This window comes from Micromonospora sp. CA-249363 (genome assembly GCF_050950185.1).
Classification (GTDB): domain Bacteria; phylum Actinomycetota; class Actinomycetes; order Mycobacteriales; family Micromonosporaceae; genus Micromonospora.
Map to the genome: position 1 here is coordinate 3585554 of NZ_CP192020.1, position 14291 is coordinate 3599844.

Annotated in this window: 10 protein-coding genes; 7 read left to right on the forward strand and 3 right to left on the reverse strand. The window is 71.0% G+C overall.

Features of this window, described 5'->3' with window-relative positions; genetic code table 11:
• Positions 1-2 precede the first annotated feature (2 nt).
• The 3 genes from ACQPZK_RS16530 to ACQPZK_RS16540 form a co-directional block, all read right to left on the reverse strand.
• Positions 3-1244 carry a TIR-like protein FxsC gene (locus tag ACQPZK_RS16530; protein WP_433533809.1) on the reverse strand — a complete coding sequence of 414 codons (1242 nt, stop codon included), beginning with the start codon at positions 1242-1244 and terminating at the stop codon, positions 3-5.
• A gap of 257 nt (positions 1245-1501) precedes the next feature.
• Positions 1502-4141, reverse strand: coding sequence for a discoidin domain-containing protein (locus ACQPZK_RS16535; RefSeq protein WP_433533810.1), 2640 nt, complete (start codon positions 4139-4141; stop codon positions 1502-1504).
• 314 nt (positions 4142-4455) lie between these two features.
• A complete protein-coding gene (locus ACQPZK_RS16540; RefSeq protein WP_433533811.1) occupies positions 4456-5658 on the reverse strand; it encodes an ROK family protein in 1203 nt (400 codons plus the stop codon).
• 237 nt (positions 5659-5895) lie between these two features.
• Between ACQPZK_RS16540 and ACQPZK_RS16545 the strand changes: the two genes are divergently transcribed.
• From ACQPZK_RS16545 to ACQPZK_RS16575, 7 genes are all read left to right on the forward strand, one after another.
• Positions 5896-7194, forward strand: a complete 1299-nt coding sequence (locus tag ACQPZK_RS16545) for an ABC transporter substrate-binding protein (protein ID WP_433533812.1) — start codon at positions 5896-5898, stop codon at positions 7192-7194.
• A 71-nt stretch (positions 7195-7265) separates the two neighbouring features.
• Positions 7266-8258, forward strand: coding sequence for a carbohydrate ABC transporter permease (locus tag ACQPZK_RS16550; RefSeq protein ID WP_433533813.1), 993 nt, complete (start codon positions 7266-7268; stop codon positions 8256-8258).
• On the forward strand, positions 8251-9090 hold the full coding sequence (locus ACQPZK_RS16555; protein ID WP_433533814.1) for a carbohydrate ABC transporter permease: 840 nt from the start codon (positions 8251-8253) through the stop codon (positions 9088-9090). The genes ACQPZK_RS16550 and ACQPZK_RS16555 overlap by 8 nt, the downstream gene beginning before the upstream one ends.
• A gap of 29 nt (positions 9091-9119) precedes the next feature.
• Entirely contained in the window at positions 9120-10487 is a 1368-nt protein-coding gene (locus tag ACQPZK_RS16560) for a GH1 family beta-glucosidase (RefSeq protein ID WP_433533815.1), read from the forward strand.
• A 157-nt stretch (positions 10488-10644) separates the two neighbouring features.
• A complete protein-coding gene (locus ACQPZK_RS16565; protein WP_433533816.1) occupies positions 10645-11196 on the forward strand; it encodes a 2Fe-2S iron-sulfur cluster-binding protein in 552 nt (183 codons plus the stop codon).
• A complete protein-coding gene (locus tag ACQPZK_RS16570; RefSeq protein ID WP_433533817.1) occupies positions 11193-12176 on the forward strand; it encodes an FAD binding domain-containing protein in 984 nt (327 codons plus the stop codon). The genes ACQPZK_RS16565 and ACQPZK_RS16570 overlap by 4 nt, the downstream gene beginning before the upstream one ends.
• On the forward strand, positions 12173-14263 hold the full coding sequence (locus ACQPZK_RS16575) for a xanthine dehydrogenase family protein molybdopterin-binding subunit (protein WP_433533818.1): 2091 nt from the start codon (positions 12173-12175) through the stop codon (positions 14261-14263). The genes ACQPZK_RS16570 and ACQPZK_RS16575 overlap by 4 nt, the downstream gene beginning before the upstream one ends.
• Positions 14264-14291 lie beyond the last annotated feature (28 nt).

The following is a 14291-nucleotide window of genomic DNA, read 5'->3' on the forward strand; positions in this document are numbered from 1 at the left end:
CCCTAGGGACCTTCGAGGATCGGGCGGGTACCGGGGCCGTCGGTGGGCGGCTCCTGGTAGACGGTGCCCGTGCGGTAGATCCGGCCCTGTTCGACGACCAGCACGTCCTCCAGCTCCTCCTGGAAGCGCGCGGAGGTCGCGATCTCGGTGCGCCACACGTCGCGGTCGTTGTGCACGACGTGATGCGGGAGCACCCGGGCCAGGGTGTCCCACATCTTGCGGTTGCCGTCGGCGGCCGCGGCGTCGGCGGCCGTCCACGGCACCAGGACCGGCGACCGGGGCGAGTCTTCGTCGCTGTCGTGGCGGATCAGACTCACCCGGTAGCGCGGCAGGTCGGCGGACCAGACGTCGACCACCAGCACGACGATCTGGTTGTGTGCCCGCGCCCACTCCCGCACGTCCGCCAGGTCCTCGGCGTCCTCCACCGTCCAGCCGTAGCTCTTGGTGGTGGCGATGGCACCGGCCCAGCTGCCGATCGGGACCTCCAGCTCGGGCTGGTACGGCCGCCAGTCCCGCGAGACCGCGCCGTAGCGGTCCTCGGCGCCGGGGCGACTGGCGGCGAGCTCGGCGGAGCTGCCGGCGACCAGGACGATGTGCACGTGTCGGGCGCTGGTGGCGCGCTGCACCGCCGTCGAGGCGGCCGGGCCGTGGTGCGCCTGCGGCCTCGGTGGCAGATCGAAGGCGCTCGTCACCTTGGCCAGTACGGGGCGCTGCGCCGGCCGGTGCAGCTCGTGCTTGCGAGCGGTCTGCACGATGTGCCGGGCGAGCGCGTCGACGAAGTCCCGGTAGTCGTCCTCGTGCCGTTTCCGCTGTTTGAGCGTGAGCAGTCCGTCCTGGGCGTACGCGTTGCCGGTGGCGAAGTTGCGGTACTGAAAGCCGGCGACGGCCTCGGGCAGGCGGTCACACGGGATCCACTGCACCGGCACGATGGCAGGTGGACGGACCCTGTGCTGCCGCTCGTGCTCGTCGATCCGTTCGGCGAAGACCTGGAACTCCCGACCGCAGTAGTCGCTCACGACGTACCGGGGTGAGGTGAGCGCGATGAGACAGGCGCTTGTGGACAGCGCATCGGAGAGCGTGTCCGGCCACGTGCTGCCCAGTGGGATGCGGCCGTCGATGAACCCCGCCTCGTCCCGGTGCAGGGCGGCGAGCCCGCCCACCGCCTCACTGAGATCGATGAAGAACTGGTGCACCTGCTTGTTGCGGTTGTCCTCTTGGGCGTAACTCAAGAAGAAGAGTGGCACGCCCGCCTCCGCTCACGGGTTCCACGACCGGTAGGCACAGTATAGGACCGTCGATGCCAGCCCACCCGAGCCGCGATCATCGGCGCGGGCGCGCGGAGAGTCGTATGCCCGACGCTTGCGGCTGCCCGGGGAGCTGGCGTACGCGGACACGACCGTGGCCGGCCCGGTCTTCGGCGGGACCGGGCCGGCCTCGGCCCTGGGTACGACCCGCGCCGGCCCGGTCAGATGAGTCAACCGGATCGGCGCGGGCGCCCCGGTCAGGGGTAGTTCGTCAGGTACACCGTCTGGTTGGCCGCGTTGGCGGTGCCACCGGCGTTGTTGATCACCCGGTTGATGGTGCCGACGCCACCGAGCGAGACCGTGACCATGTTCGTGAAGCGCACGTTCGAGTTGACGGGCACCTCGAAGGAGTGCTCCTCGACGACGGCCGGGTTGACGTTGAAGTAGCTGTAGCTACCCAACCCGTACGCCTGGTGGCTGGTCACCGAGTCGGCCACCTTGTACGCGGCGTAGCCCCGGGTCGACCCGTTCATCCAGGCCGCCTGGTTCGGCACGTCGTACGGCAGCTCGTTCTGGTAGAAGTACGTCCGCCCACCGTTGCCGTTCCAGATGGTCTGGTACTTCTGGTAGTGCTCGACGAAGAGGCCGTACATGGTGACGTCGTCGCCGTTGACGGTGAGTCCGGTGTCGGCGGTGTTCAGCGTCCACCCGGTGGGCACGCCCTGGGCGGCGTGGTCGGCCCGCCACAGCCACATGTGGTCGCCGATCACGTTGTCGCTGTTGACGGTCAGCGTGTTGGTGGCCTTCCCGACGAGCGGACCGCCGATGCGGAAGAACACGTCGTGCAGCGAGGTCGGGTTGCTGGCGTGGCTCGCGGACGAGCCGGACGGCCCGACCTCCATGAGCACCGGCGAGTTGGTGGTGCCGGCCTCGAACATGATGCCGGCGACCTTCACGCCGTCCACGTCGGCGACCCGCATCCCGACGCTGCCGTTGTCGGCCTGGATGGTGGCGAGGCCGAGGCCGAGGATGACCGTGTCGGCCCGGTTGACCTGGATCGGCTCGGTGACGTGGTGCACGCCCGGGGTGAAGAGCAGGTGCTTGCCCTGGGCGAGAGCGGCGTTGATGGTGGCCGCGCTGGTGCCGGGCTGGACGACGTAGAACTGCGACAGCGAGATCGACGAGCCGGCCGGGGTCTTGTTGTACCAGCTCGTGCCGGTGGAGTTGGTGCGCAGCGCGGGCACGAAGACCCGGTACTCGCCGCTGCCGGTCACGTAGAGGAACGGCTTCTCGCGGACCTGCGGGGTCTGGGCGATGACGGTGTGCGACGGGTTGGGGAAGCTCGGCGGCGGAGCGCCGTTGACCCCCTGGAAGACCATGTTCCACACCGAGCCGGTCCAGCCGTTGCCGAACTCGCTGTTACGCGAGTACCACTGCTGCTGCGAGCCGGAGACGACCAGGCCGTCGATGCGGGTGTCGGCCAGCAGGCCACCGCTGGACCAGCCGTCGCCACCGTTCCAGAGCTGGATCTGGTTCTGCGCGCCACGCAGGTGCATCCGCCGGTACGGCGCGGCCTGCGACACCGCCCAACGCTCCACGCTGACGCCGGAGGGCAGCGTCACCGAGAGGTTCTCCGCGGCCCGCCAGAAGTTCTGGGTGGCGTTGCCGCCGAACCAGGTCGCCTCGGCCCGGACGTGGCCGTTGAGGTTGACGTCGTCGGGGCTCATGCCGAGGCCGGCGACCTGGGTGAAGAAGCCGAGGTTGACGTCGGCCGTGTACGTGCCCGGCTTGAACAGCACGGCGTAGCGCTGCGCGCCGAACTGGTTGGTCTCCTGCTGGGTGAAGATGGTGTTCAGTCGACTCTGGATCGTCGACGTCGGGGTGCTCGGGTCGAAGACGTACGTGTTCGCGCCGAGGTTCGGGTTGTACGGGTCGGTCGTGCCGACCGGAGGCTCGCTGGTGCCGCCGCCGGTCGTGTTGACCGCGACCTCCCAGAGCGAGTAGCCGTAGGCGGTGCCCCGGGCGGTGCCGTACACGCGCAGGTAGCGTCCGGTGCCGGTGACGGTGAGGCTCTGCGTGCCACCGGTGGCCGTGGTGGTGGAGTAGATCGTGGTCCAGGTGGAACCGTCGGCCGAGGTCTGGAGCTGGAAGGCACGGGCGTACGCCGCCTCCCAGGTCAACGTGACCCGGCAGATCGTGCGGCTGCTGCCCAGGTCGACGCGCAGCCACTGCGGGTCGCTGGCGGCGCTGGCCCAGCGGGTGCCGGTGTTGCCGTCGACCGCGGCGGACGCGGGGGTGCCGGCGCCCTCGGTGGACGAGGCGGTCGCCGGGCTGCCCTGCGCCACGTTGGCGGTGCCGCAGGTGGACGTGCCGCCGTCGGTCTCGCCGTAGACCTGGAACTCCCACAGGGAGTAGCCGTAGCCGGTGCCCCGGGCGGTGCCGTACATCCGCACGTACCGGCCGGCGCCGGTCACGGTGAGGTTCTGCGTGCCGCCCGCGCCGGTGGTGGTCGAGTAGATCGTCGTCCAGGTGGCCGCGTCGTCGGAGGTCTGGATCTGGAAGGCACGGCCGTAGGCGCCCTCCCAGAGCAGGTTGACCTGGCTGATGGTGGCCCGCGCGCCGAGGTCGACCTGGAGCCACTGCGGATCGCTGAAGGCGCTGGCCCAGCGGGTGCCGGTGTTGCCGTCGACCGCGGCCGACGCGGGGGTGCCGGCGTTCTCGGTGGAGGAGGCGGTGGCCGGGCGGCCCTGCGAGAGCAGGGTGGGGGCGGCCTGCGCGGGCGCCGTGGCCACCGCCGGGGTCAGGGCTGCCACCAGGGCCACCGCGACTCCGGTGAGGAGGTGCCGAACGGTCCGCCGCCGGGGACGCGGGCGTACGGATGTAGCACGAGATGTCATGACATCGCCTGTCGATAGGGCGTTACGGACGCCGTGCGGGTGGGGTCGGATTTCGCCCGTGGTGCCGTGGGTGGTGCCGCCGATGCGACGCCGCGGGGGATGAGAGCGCTCTCGTAGGAGTGTTGCGGCGAGATTGCGGCGGCGTCAAGACATCGATCTATAACTTCGTTATTTATCCCGAGGATCAGTTTTTGTGTAATTCCACCCCGTCCCCGCCCGTCCCCGCTCCAGGCTGACTCCCAGTGATCAAGAGGTTGGCGTCAGAAACCGGGCCCAGGTTGACGCGAACCTCTTGATCACCGCACGAAGGAGGGTCAGGAGGGGCGGACGCCGCCGGCGGTGAGGAAGCGGGCGATCGGGAGGGTGGCCGCGCCGAGGGCCACCGCGTCGACGCCCAGGCGGCACAGCTCGATCGACGCCTGCTCGTACGGCTGCCGCAACGCCTGCCGGCCGGCGGCCTCGCGGACTGCCGGCAGCAGGTCACCCAGCGCCATCGCCGCCCACCCGCCGAGGACGACGCGCTCCGGGTTGAACAGGTTGATCAGGTTGGCCACCCCGGCGCCCAGGTAGCCGGCGGTGTCGGTCAGCACCCGACGGGCGGTGGCCGAGCTGTCGGCGGCGGCGACCAGCGCGGCGAGTTGGGACTCCTCGTCCTCGCCGGGAACGACGCGTCCCCGACGCGCCTCCCGGTAACGGTCGATGATCGCCTCCGCGCCCACGTACGCCTCGAGACAGCCGCGCGCGCCGCACCGGCAGGTCCGGCCCCCGTACACCAGGGTGGTGTGCCCCCACTCCCCCGCGCTGCTGGACGCGCCCCGGTAGGTGGCGCCGTTGGTCACCACGGCCGCGCCCACACCCGAGCCGACCAGCGCGAAGACGGCGTGCCGGGCCCCGCGCCCGGCACCGAACCACATCTCGGCCTGCCCGAGGGTCTTCGCGCCGTTGTCGATGTGCAGCGGCAGGTCGGTGCCGGCGCCGATGAGGCGTTCCAGCGGCACCCGGTCCCAGCCGAGGGCCTGGGCGTGCACGACCGCCTCGTCGCCCTGCTCGACCACGCCGGAGACGCCGATGCCGACGCCGAGCACGTCGGCGGTGGTGACGCCGGCCTGGCCGGTCACCACCTCGATGCCGGCCAGCACGTGCCCGGCCACCACGTCCGGCTCGGTACGCGCCGGATCCAGCGGGTACTCGACGCTGGCCAGCAGTGTCATCGCGAAGTCGAACAGCTCGACCCGGACCCGGGTCTCGCCGACGTCCACGCCGATCACGAAGGCGTACCGGGCGGCGACCCGCAGCAGCATGCTGGGTCGGCCGCCGTCGGACTCGGCCGCTCCGGCCTCGACGACGATGCCCTCGTCGATCAGGTCGGTCACCACGTTGCTGACCGCCGGCTGGCTCAGCCCGGTGCTGCGCACCAGGTCCTGCCGGGTGAGCGGGGCGTCGAGGAAGAGCTTCGTCAGGAGGGCGGACCGGTTGCGCAGCCGGACGCTCCGGTTCGTGGCACGCGCCAGCTCCACTCGTCACCTCGTTCCCGTCGGCCGTAGGTGGCGACTGTAACCGCACCGTGCTTGACGACCCACCGGCCAACCACTTTAATGACGACATTCATTAAGCCGTGATGTAACTCCCGGGAAACGCCGACGGAACTCCGACGGCGCGTCCGGAGAAACCCCGTCCGCAGCCGACCGCCGTCGCCAGACCCCTATCGACGACGACCGTCGGCGGACCCCCACCACGTACCGGAAGGGCTGACCGTGTCGAGACGACACCTCGGGATATTCGCTGCCGCCGTACTGGCTGCCGCATCGCTGACCGCCTGCGGCGGCTCCGGCGACGACTCCGCCTCATCGCCCAAGACCCTCACCTACTGGGCCAGCAACCAGGGCGCCAGCCTGGAGGCCGACAAGGCCACCCTCCAGCCCGAGCTGGACAAGTTCGAGAAGCAGACCGGCATCAAGGTCAACGTCGAGGTGGTCCCCTGGTCGGACCTGCTCAACCGGCTCCTCGCCGCCGCGACCTCGGGCAAGGGCCCGGACGTGGTGAACATCGGCAACACCTGGTCGGCGTCGCTGCAGGCCACCGGCGCGCTCGTCGAGTTCGACGACGCCACGCTCCAGGCCGTGGGCGGCAAGGACCGGATCGTGCCCGCCGCGCTCGCCGCCGCCGGCGCGCCCGGCAAGCCGCCGGCCGCCGTGCCGCTCTACTCCATGGCGTACAGCCTGTACTACAACAAGAAGATGTTCGCCGACGCGGGCATCACCGCCCCGCCGACGACCTGGGAGCAGGTCGTCGAGTACGGCAAGAAGCTGAGCACCGGTGGCAAGTGGGGCCTCGCGATCGAGGGCGCCAACCCGTCGGAGAACGCCCACCACGCCTTCACCTTCAGCCAGCAGTACGGCGGCGAGTGGTTCGACTCGGCCGGCAAGCCGACCTTCGACACCCCGCAGAACGTCTCGGCCATCAAGCGCTACGTCGACTTCATGGCCGCTGACAAGATCACCAACCCGAGCAACGCCGAGTACGCGCAGAACCAGTCGGTCTCGGACTTCGCCAACGGCAAGGCCGCCATGCTGCTGTGGCAGTCCGCCGGCTCGAACCTCAAGACGCAGAACATGGCCGCCGACGCCTACGGCGTGGCCCCGGTGCCGTTCCTGGCCAACCCGCCGGCCGGCGGCAAGAAGGTCAACAGCATGGTGGCCGGCATCAACATGGCCGTCTTCAAGCACACGAAGAACAAGGACGGCGCGCTGAGCTTCGTCAAGTTCATGACCAGCGACGAGGAGCAGACGATCCTCAACAAGACGTACGGCTCCCTGCCGGCCGTCAAGACCGCCGGCTCCGACCCGGCGTTCAGCGCCCCGGAGCAGAAGAGCATCCAGGAGACCCTGGTCACCACCGCGGCCCCGCTGCCGCAGGTGCCCGAGGAGAGCACCTTCGAGACCCTGGTCGGCACCGCGATGAAGGAGCTGTTCGCCGACGCGGCGAGCGGCAAGCCGGTCACCGAGGCCTCGGTGAAGGCGAAGCTGACCGACGCGCAGCAGAAGATGCGCTGACCCACGCAGCGCCGGTGGCCGTGGTCGGGGCTCGTCGCCCGACCACGGCCACCGCCTCCGAGAGGACCCCGATGGCAACCAGCACCACCGCGCCGGACGCCGACCGGCGCGTACCCCGGGCCGGGTCACCCGCCCGGGGACCCGCCCGCCGGCCGCGCGGCCCACGCCGTTCCCTCCTGCCGTACCTGCTGCTCGCACCGGCCATCGTCCTGGAACTCGCCATCCACGTGATCCCGATGGTGGTCGGGGTCTGGATGAGCATGCTGGAGCTGACCCAGTTCCACATCCGTGACTGGTCCACCGCGCCCTTCGTCGGCCTGGAGAACTACCGGGCCACCCTCGACTTCAACAGCGCCGCCGGCAAGGAGCTGCTGCACTCGTTCTGGATCACGCTCGCCTACAGCGTGCTCTCGGTCGGGTTCGCCTGGCTGTTCGGCATCGCCGCGGCCGTCGTGCTCCAGAAGCCGTTCCGCGGACGGGCCATCCTGCGGGCGCTGTTCCTCACCCCGTACGCGCTGCCGGTCTACGCCGCCGTGATCACCTGGAGTTTCCTGCTCCAGCGCGACACCGGCCTGGTCAACCACGTGCTCGTCGACCAGCTCGGCCTGCTGAACGAGCGGCCGTTCTGGCTGATCGGCGACAACAGCTTCTGGTCGCTGCTGGTGGTGTCGGTCTGGCGCAACTGGCCGTTCGCGTTCCTCTGCCTGATGGCCGGCCTGCAGAACGTGCCCGGCGAGATGTACGAGGCCGCCGCGATCGACGGCGCCGGGTTCTGGCGCCGGCTGCGCTCGGTGACCCTGCCCATGCTGCGGCCGGTGAACCTGGTGCTGCTGCTGGTCCTGTTCCTCTGGACGTTCAACGACTTCAACACCCCGTTCGTGCTCTTCGGCGGCTCCGCGCCCGCGCAGGCCGACCTGATCTCCATCCACATCTACCGCAGCTCCTTCAAGACCTGGGACTTCGGGTCGGGCTCGGCGATGTCGGTGGCGCTGCTGCTGTTCCTGATGATCGTCTCGGCCGCGTATCTGCTGATCACCAACCGTCGGAGGGACGACCATGCGTGAGACCGCCGGTGAGCGCTGGGGCCGACGCATCGTGCTGACCCTGCTCACCCTCTTCGTCGTCATCCCGCTCTACGTGATGGTCACCTCCGCCGCCAAGCCGTTGCAGGACGTGCAGAACGGCTTCACCTGGTGGCCCAGCCGGCCCACGCTGCAACCGTTCGTCGACATGTGGAGCACCGTGCCGCTGGCCCGCTACCTGGTGAACAGCCTCGTGGTGTCGAGCATCGCGGCGGTCTGCTCGGTGGCCGTCGCGATCTTCGCGGCCTTCGCGGTCAGCCGCTACCGGTTCCGCGGCCGGGGCGTCTTCACGGTGACGGTGCTGTCCACGCAGATGTTCCCCGGCATCCTGTTCCTGCTGCCGCTCTTCCTCATCTACGTCAACCTGGGCAACGCCACCGGCATCGAGCTGTACGCCAGCCGGACCGGCCTGATCATCACGTACCTGACCTTCTCGCTGCCGTTCTCGATCTGGATGCTGGTCGGCTACTTCGACTCGATCCCGCGCGGGCTGGACGAGGCGGCGCAGGTCGACGGCGCGGGGCCGCTGCGGACCCTGTTCCAGGTCATCCTGCCCGCCGCCGTGCCCGGCGTCGTCGCGGTGACCGTGTACGCGTTCATGACCGCCTGGGGTGAGGTGCTGTTCGCCTCGGTGATGACCGACGAGGGCAGCCGCACCCTGGCCGTCGGCCTACAGGGTTACTCGACCCAGTTCAACGTGTACTGGAACCAGATCATGGCCGCGTCGCTGGTGGTCAGCATCCCGGTCGTCGCCGGGTTCCTGGCCCTGCAGCGGTACTTCGTCGCCGGCCTCACCGCCGGTGCCGTCAAGTGAGTCACCCCAACCCAGAGGAGAGCCTTCCCGTGCCGGACCTGTCCAAGCTGCCACCCGACTTCCTCTGGGGCGTCGCCACGGCGGCCTACCAGATCGAGGGGGCCGTCGACGTCGACGGCCGGGCGCCGTCCATCTGGGACACCTTCTCGGCGACGCCGGGCAAGGTCGACAACGGCGACACCGGGGCGGTGGCCTGCGACCACTACCACCGGTGGCCGGAGGACCTGGCGCTGCTGGGCCGCCTCGGCGTGGACGCGTACCGGTTCTCGGTGGCCTGGCCCCGGGTGATGCCCGAGGGCGTCGGTCGGGTCAACCCCGCCGGGCTGGACTTCTACGACCGGCTCGTCGACACGCTGCTCGCCGACGGGATCCGACCGTTCGTCACGCTCTACCACTGGGACCTGCCGCAGACCCTGCAGGACGCCGGCGGCTGGCCGGAGCGCGCCACGGCCGAGGCGTTCGCCGACTACGCGGCGGTGGTCGCCGGCCGCCTCGGCGACCGGGTGGCCGACTGGTGCACGGTCAACGAGCCGCTCTGCGTGTGCTGGATCGGGCACCTGGACGGCAACATGGCCCCCGGCGAGCGGGACCTGACCCGCGCGGTGCGCGCCTCGCACCACGTGCTGCTCGGGCACGGCCTGGCCACCCAGGCGATCCGGGCGAACGCCGCCCGGCCCGCCTCGGTGGGCCTGGTCGTGAACCTCAGCCCGATCGAGCCGGCGACCGACCGTCCCGAGGACGTCGCGGCGGCCCGGCGGGCGGACGGCCACGTCAACCGCTGGTGGCTGGACCCGATCCACGGGCGTGGCTACCCCGCCGACATGGTCGAGACGTACGGTGTCGAGCCGCCGGTACGCGGTGACGACCTGGCGGTGATTGCCACTCCCACCGACTTCCTCGGGGTGAACTACTACTTCCGGCAGTTGGTGGTCGACGACCCCACCGGCCCGGCGCCGTTCGTGAAGCAGGTGCCGGTGCCCGGCTCGGTGGAGACCGCGATGGGCTGGGAGAACTACCCGGCGGGTCTGGAGCGGCTGCTCGTCGACGTGCACGAGCGGTACGGACCGGCCCGGATCATCGTGACCGAGAGCGGTTCGGCGTGGCACGACGAGGTCACCGCCGAGGGCACGGTGGAGGACAAGGAGCGTACCGACCACCTGGAGCAGCACCTGGCGGCGTGCGCGTCGGCGGTGGCGCGGGGTGTGCCCCTGGAGGGCTACTTCGTGTGGTCGCTGCTGGACAACTTCGAGTGGGCGTACGGCTACGACAAGCGCTTCGGGCTGGTGCACGTCGACTACGCCACCCAGCAGCGGACGGTGAAGGCCAGCGGCCTGCGCTACGCGGACCTGATCCGCGCGCACCGGAGCCTCGCCCGGGCGACCACCGACGTGGCCTGAGACCGAAGGCGGGCGGACGGCCGCCCGGGTGGCGCTGCGGCGCGTACCCGGGCGGCCGTCGCCGTTCGCGGGGCGGCCGCGCCGCACGACGCGGGTGAGCGAAGGGCTCTTCGCGTTATCCGCCCGGATTTGTACCCCGTACGGCTAATCTGGGGCGATGTCCGCAGGAGCAGAGAGTCAGACGGTCGTCGACGCCGCGCACGCGTCACGGGTGGCGTTCGACGTCAACGGCACCCCGCGCCAGGTGATACTGGACAACCGCACCACGCTGCTCGACACGCTGCGCGAGCATCTCGGCCTCACCGGCGCCAAGAAGGGCTGCGACCACGGCCAGTGCGGCTCCTGCACGGTGCTGCTCGACGGTCGCCGGGTGAAGAGCTGCCTGCTTCTCGCGGTCACCCTGGACGGCCGGTCGGTGGTCACCGTGGAGGGGCTGGCCGACGGGGAGGAACTGTCGCCGTTGCAGGCCGCCTTCATCGCCCAGGACGCGTTCCAGTGCGGCTACTGCACCCCCGGGCAGCTCTGCTCGGCGCGCGGCATGCTCGACGAGGTCGAGCGGGGCTGGCCCAGCGCGGTCACCGAGGACATCACCGCCGCGCCCGACCTGACCGACGCCGAGATCCGCGAACGGATGGCCGGCAACCTGTGCCGCTGCGCCGCGTACCCGCACATCGTGGCGGCCGTCCGCGAGACGGCGGCGGCGCGATGAGGCCGTTCCGCTACCACCGGCCCACCGACGTGGCCGATGCCGTCGCCGTGCTGGCCGCCGAGCCGCAGGCGGCGTACCTCGCCGGCGGGACCAACCTCGTGGACCTCATGAAACTCGGCGTGCAGCGCCCCGACGTGCTGGTGGACGTGAACCGGCTGCCTCTGGACGCCGTCGAGGAACTGCCCGACGGCGGACTGCGGATCGGCGCGACGGTACGCAACAGCGACCTGGCCGCACACCCGACGGTCCGCCGCGACTACCCGGTGCTGACCCGCGCGCTGCTCGCCGCCGCCTCCGGGCAACTGCGCAACATGGCCACCACGGGCGGCAACCTGTTGCAGCGCACCCGCTGCCCGTACTTCCAGGACACCGGCAAGGCGTGCAACAAGCGCGACCCGGGCAGCGGGTGCGCCGCCCTGCACGGCGAGAACCGCGACCTCGCGGTGCTGGACTGGTCCGAGCAGTGCGTGGCCACCCACCCGTCGGACCTGGCCGTGGCCCTCGCCGCGCTGGACGCCGTGGTGGAGGTGCACGACACCGAGGGCGTGCACGACATGCCCATGGTCGAGCTGCACCGCTCTCCCGGCGCGCATCCGGAACGGGAGACCACGCTGGCCCAGGGCGCGCTGATCACGGCCGTACGGCTGCCGGCGCTGCCGGCAGCGCGCCGCTCGACGTACCTCAAGGCCCGCGACCGGGCGTCGTTCGCATTCGCGGCCGGCTCGGTGGCCGCGGTGCTGGACCTCGACGGCGACGTCGTCCGCGACGTGCGGCTGGCCTACGGGGCGTTGGCCCACCGACCGTGGCGGGCGTACCGGGCCGAGCAGGAGCTGCGCGGCCACCCGTTCAGCCCCGAGCTGGCGGCGCGGGCCGCCGACGCGGAGCTGGCCGAGGCACGCCCGCTGAGCGACAACGGTTTCAAGCTGCCCCTGACCCGGTCCATCACGGTACGGGTGCTCAGCGAACTGGCGGCGTCGTGAGCACCGGGGCGATCGGCCGGGCGCACCCCCGGCTGGAGGGCCGGGAGAAGGTCACCGGCACGGCACGGTACGCCGTGGAGTACCCGGTCGACGGCGTCACCTACGGCTGGGTGGTGCCCACGACCGTGGTGCGCGGTCGGATCACCCGGATCGACACGACCGAGGCGCTGGCCTCGCCCGGCGTGCTGGACGTCGTGCACCACGGCAACGCGCCCCGACTGGCGACCTGCGTGGAGCCGGACCTGTGGCTGCTTCAGGACCCGGTGGTGCACTACCGGGGGCAGTACGTCGCGGTGGTGGTGGCCACCAGCCTGGAGGCGGCCCGCGAGGGCGCCCGGCTGGTGCGCGTCGAGTACGACGCGGGCCCACACAGCACGGTGCTCACCGACGACCACCCCGGTCTGTACAAGCCGGACGAGGTCAATCCCCACTACCCGACCGACACGGCGGAGGGCGACTTCGACGCGGGGTACGCGGCGGCGCCGGTCCGGGTGGACGCCACCTATCGGACCCCGGCCTACCACAACAACCCGATGGAGCCGCACGCCACCACGGCGCAGTGGACCGACGGGCGGCTGCTCGTGCACGACTCCAACCAGGGCGCGTCATCGGTGCAGGCCACCCTCAGCGAGCTGTTCGACCTGCCCCGGGAGTCGGTCCGGGTGATCGCCGAGCACGTCGGCGGGGGCTTCGGCAGCAAGGGGTACGCCAAGGCCGCCGTGGTGTTGACCGCCCTGGCCGCCCGGCACGTGGACCGGCCCGTGAAACTGGCGCTGACCCGCCAACAGATCTTCGGGCCGATCGGCTACCGCACGCCCACCATCCAACGGGTCCGCCTGGCCGCCGACACCGATGGACGACTCACCGCGATCAGCCACGACGCGATCAGTCAGACGTCCATGATCCGCGAGTTCGCCGAACAGACCGCCGTCTACACCCGCAGCATGTACGCCGCGCCGCACCGCCGTACGACGCATCGACTGACCCGCCTCGACGTGCCCACGCCGTTCTGGATGCGGGCGCCGGGCGAGTGCCCCGGCGCGTACGCCCTGGAGTCGGCGATGGACGAGCTGGCCGTGGCCGTCGGCATCGACCCGGTGGAGCTGCGGATCCGCAACGACCCCGAGGTCGACCCCGATCAGGGGGAACCGTTCACCAGCCGCAATCTGGTGACCTGCCTGCGCGAGGGCGCGCGGCGGTTCGGCTGGGCCGACCGGAACCCGACGCCCCGGTCCCGGCGCGAGGGGCGCTTCCTGGTCGGCTCCGGAGTGGCCGGCTCGGCCTACCCGACCCGGTCCCGCCCGTCCTCGGCGCGGGTCACCGCCCGCCCGGACGGCGGCTTCCTGGTCGAGATCGACGCCACCGACATCGGCACCGGGGCGCGTACGGCGCTCTGGCTGGTGGCCGCCGACGCCCTGGCTGTGCCGTCGGAACGAATCGAGATCAGGATCGGTGACAGCGACCTGCCCACGGCCCCGCTGGCCGGTGGATCGATGGGCACCTCCAGTTGGAGCTGGGCGGTGATCCGGGCCTGTGCCGCGCTGCGCGCCAAGCTGCCCGACGGCACACCGCCGGCCGCCGAGGTGAGCGCCGAGGCGGACACCACCGACGAGATCGGCGAGCAGGCCGCGCTCCCCCGGTACGCGTACGGGGCGCAGTTCGTCGAGGTCCGGGTGGACACCACCACCGGCGAGATCCGGCTCAACCGGATGCTCGGAGTGTTCGCGGCCGGCCGGATCGTCAACCCGACGACGGCGCGCAGCCAGCTCATCGGGGGCATGACGATGGGCCTGTCGATGGCGCTGCACGAGGGGGGCCTGCTCGACGAGCGGTACGGCGACTGGGTCAACCACGACCTGGCGACCTACCACATCACGGCCTGCCCGGACGTGGAGTCCATCGAGGCGTACTGGGTGGACGAGCACGACGACGAGTTGAACCTCGCCGGCGTGAAGGGCATCGGCGAGATCGGGATCGTGGGCGCGGCTGCGGCGGTCGCCAACGCGGTGTACCACGCCACCGGCGTCCGGATCCGCGACCTGCCGATCCAGCTCGACAAGCTCATCGGAGTATCAGAGTTGGCTTAAATAAGCCATCGGTGATACAACTGTCGCC

Coding starts and splice junctions, on each gene's coding strand:
- ACQPZK_RS16550 (WP_433533813.1), top strand. CDS start 7,266: ATGGCAACCAGCACCACCGCGCCGGACGCCGACCGGCGCGTACCCCGG.
- ACQPZK_RS16570 (WP_433533817.1), top strand. CDS start 11,193: ATGAGGCCGTTCCGCTACCACCGGCCCACCGACGTGGCCGATGCCGTC.
- ACQPZK_RS16555 (WP_433533814.1), top strand. CDS start 8,251: ATGCGTGAGACCGCCGGTGAGCGCTGGGGCCGACGCATCGTGCTGACC.
- ACQPZK_RS16535 (WP_433533810.1), bottom strand. CDS start 4,141: ATGACATCTCGTGCTACATCCGTACGCCCGCGTCCCCGGCGGCGGACC.
- ACQPZK_RS16565 (WP_433533816.1), top strand. CDS start 10,645: ATGTCCGCAGGAGCAGAGAGTCAGACGGTCGTCGACGCCGCGCACGCG.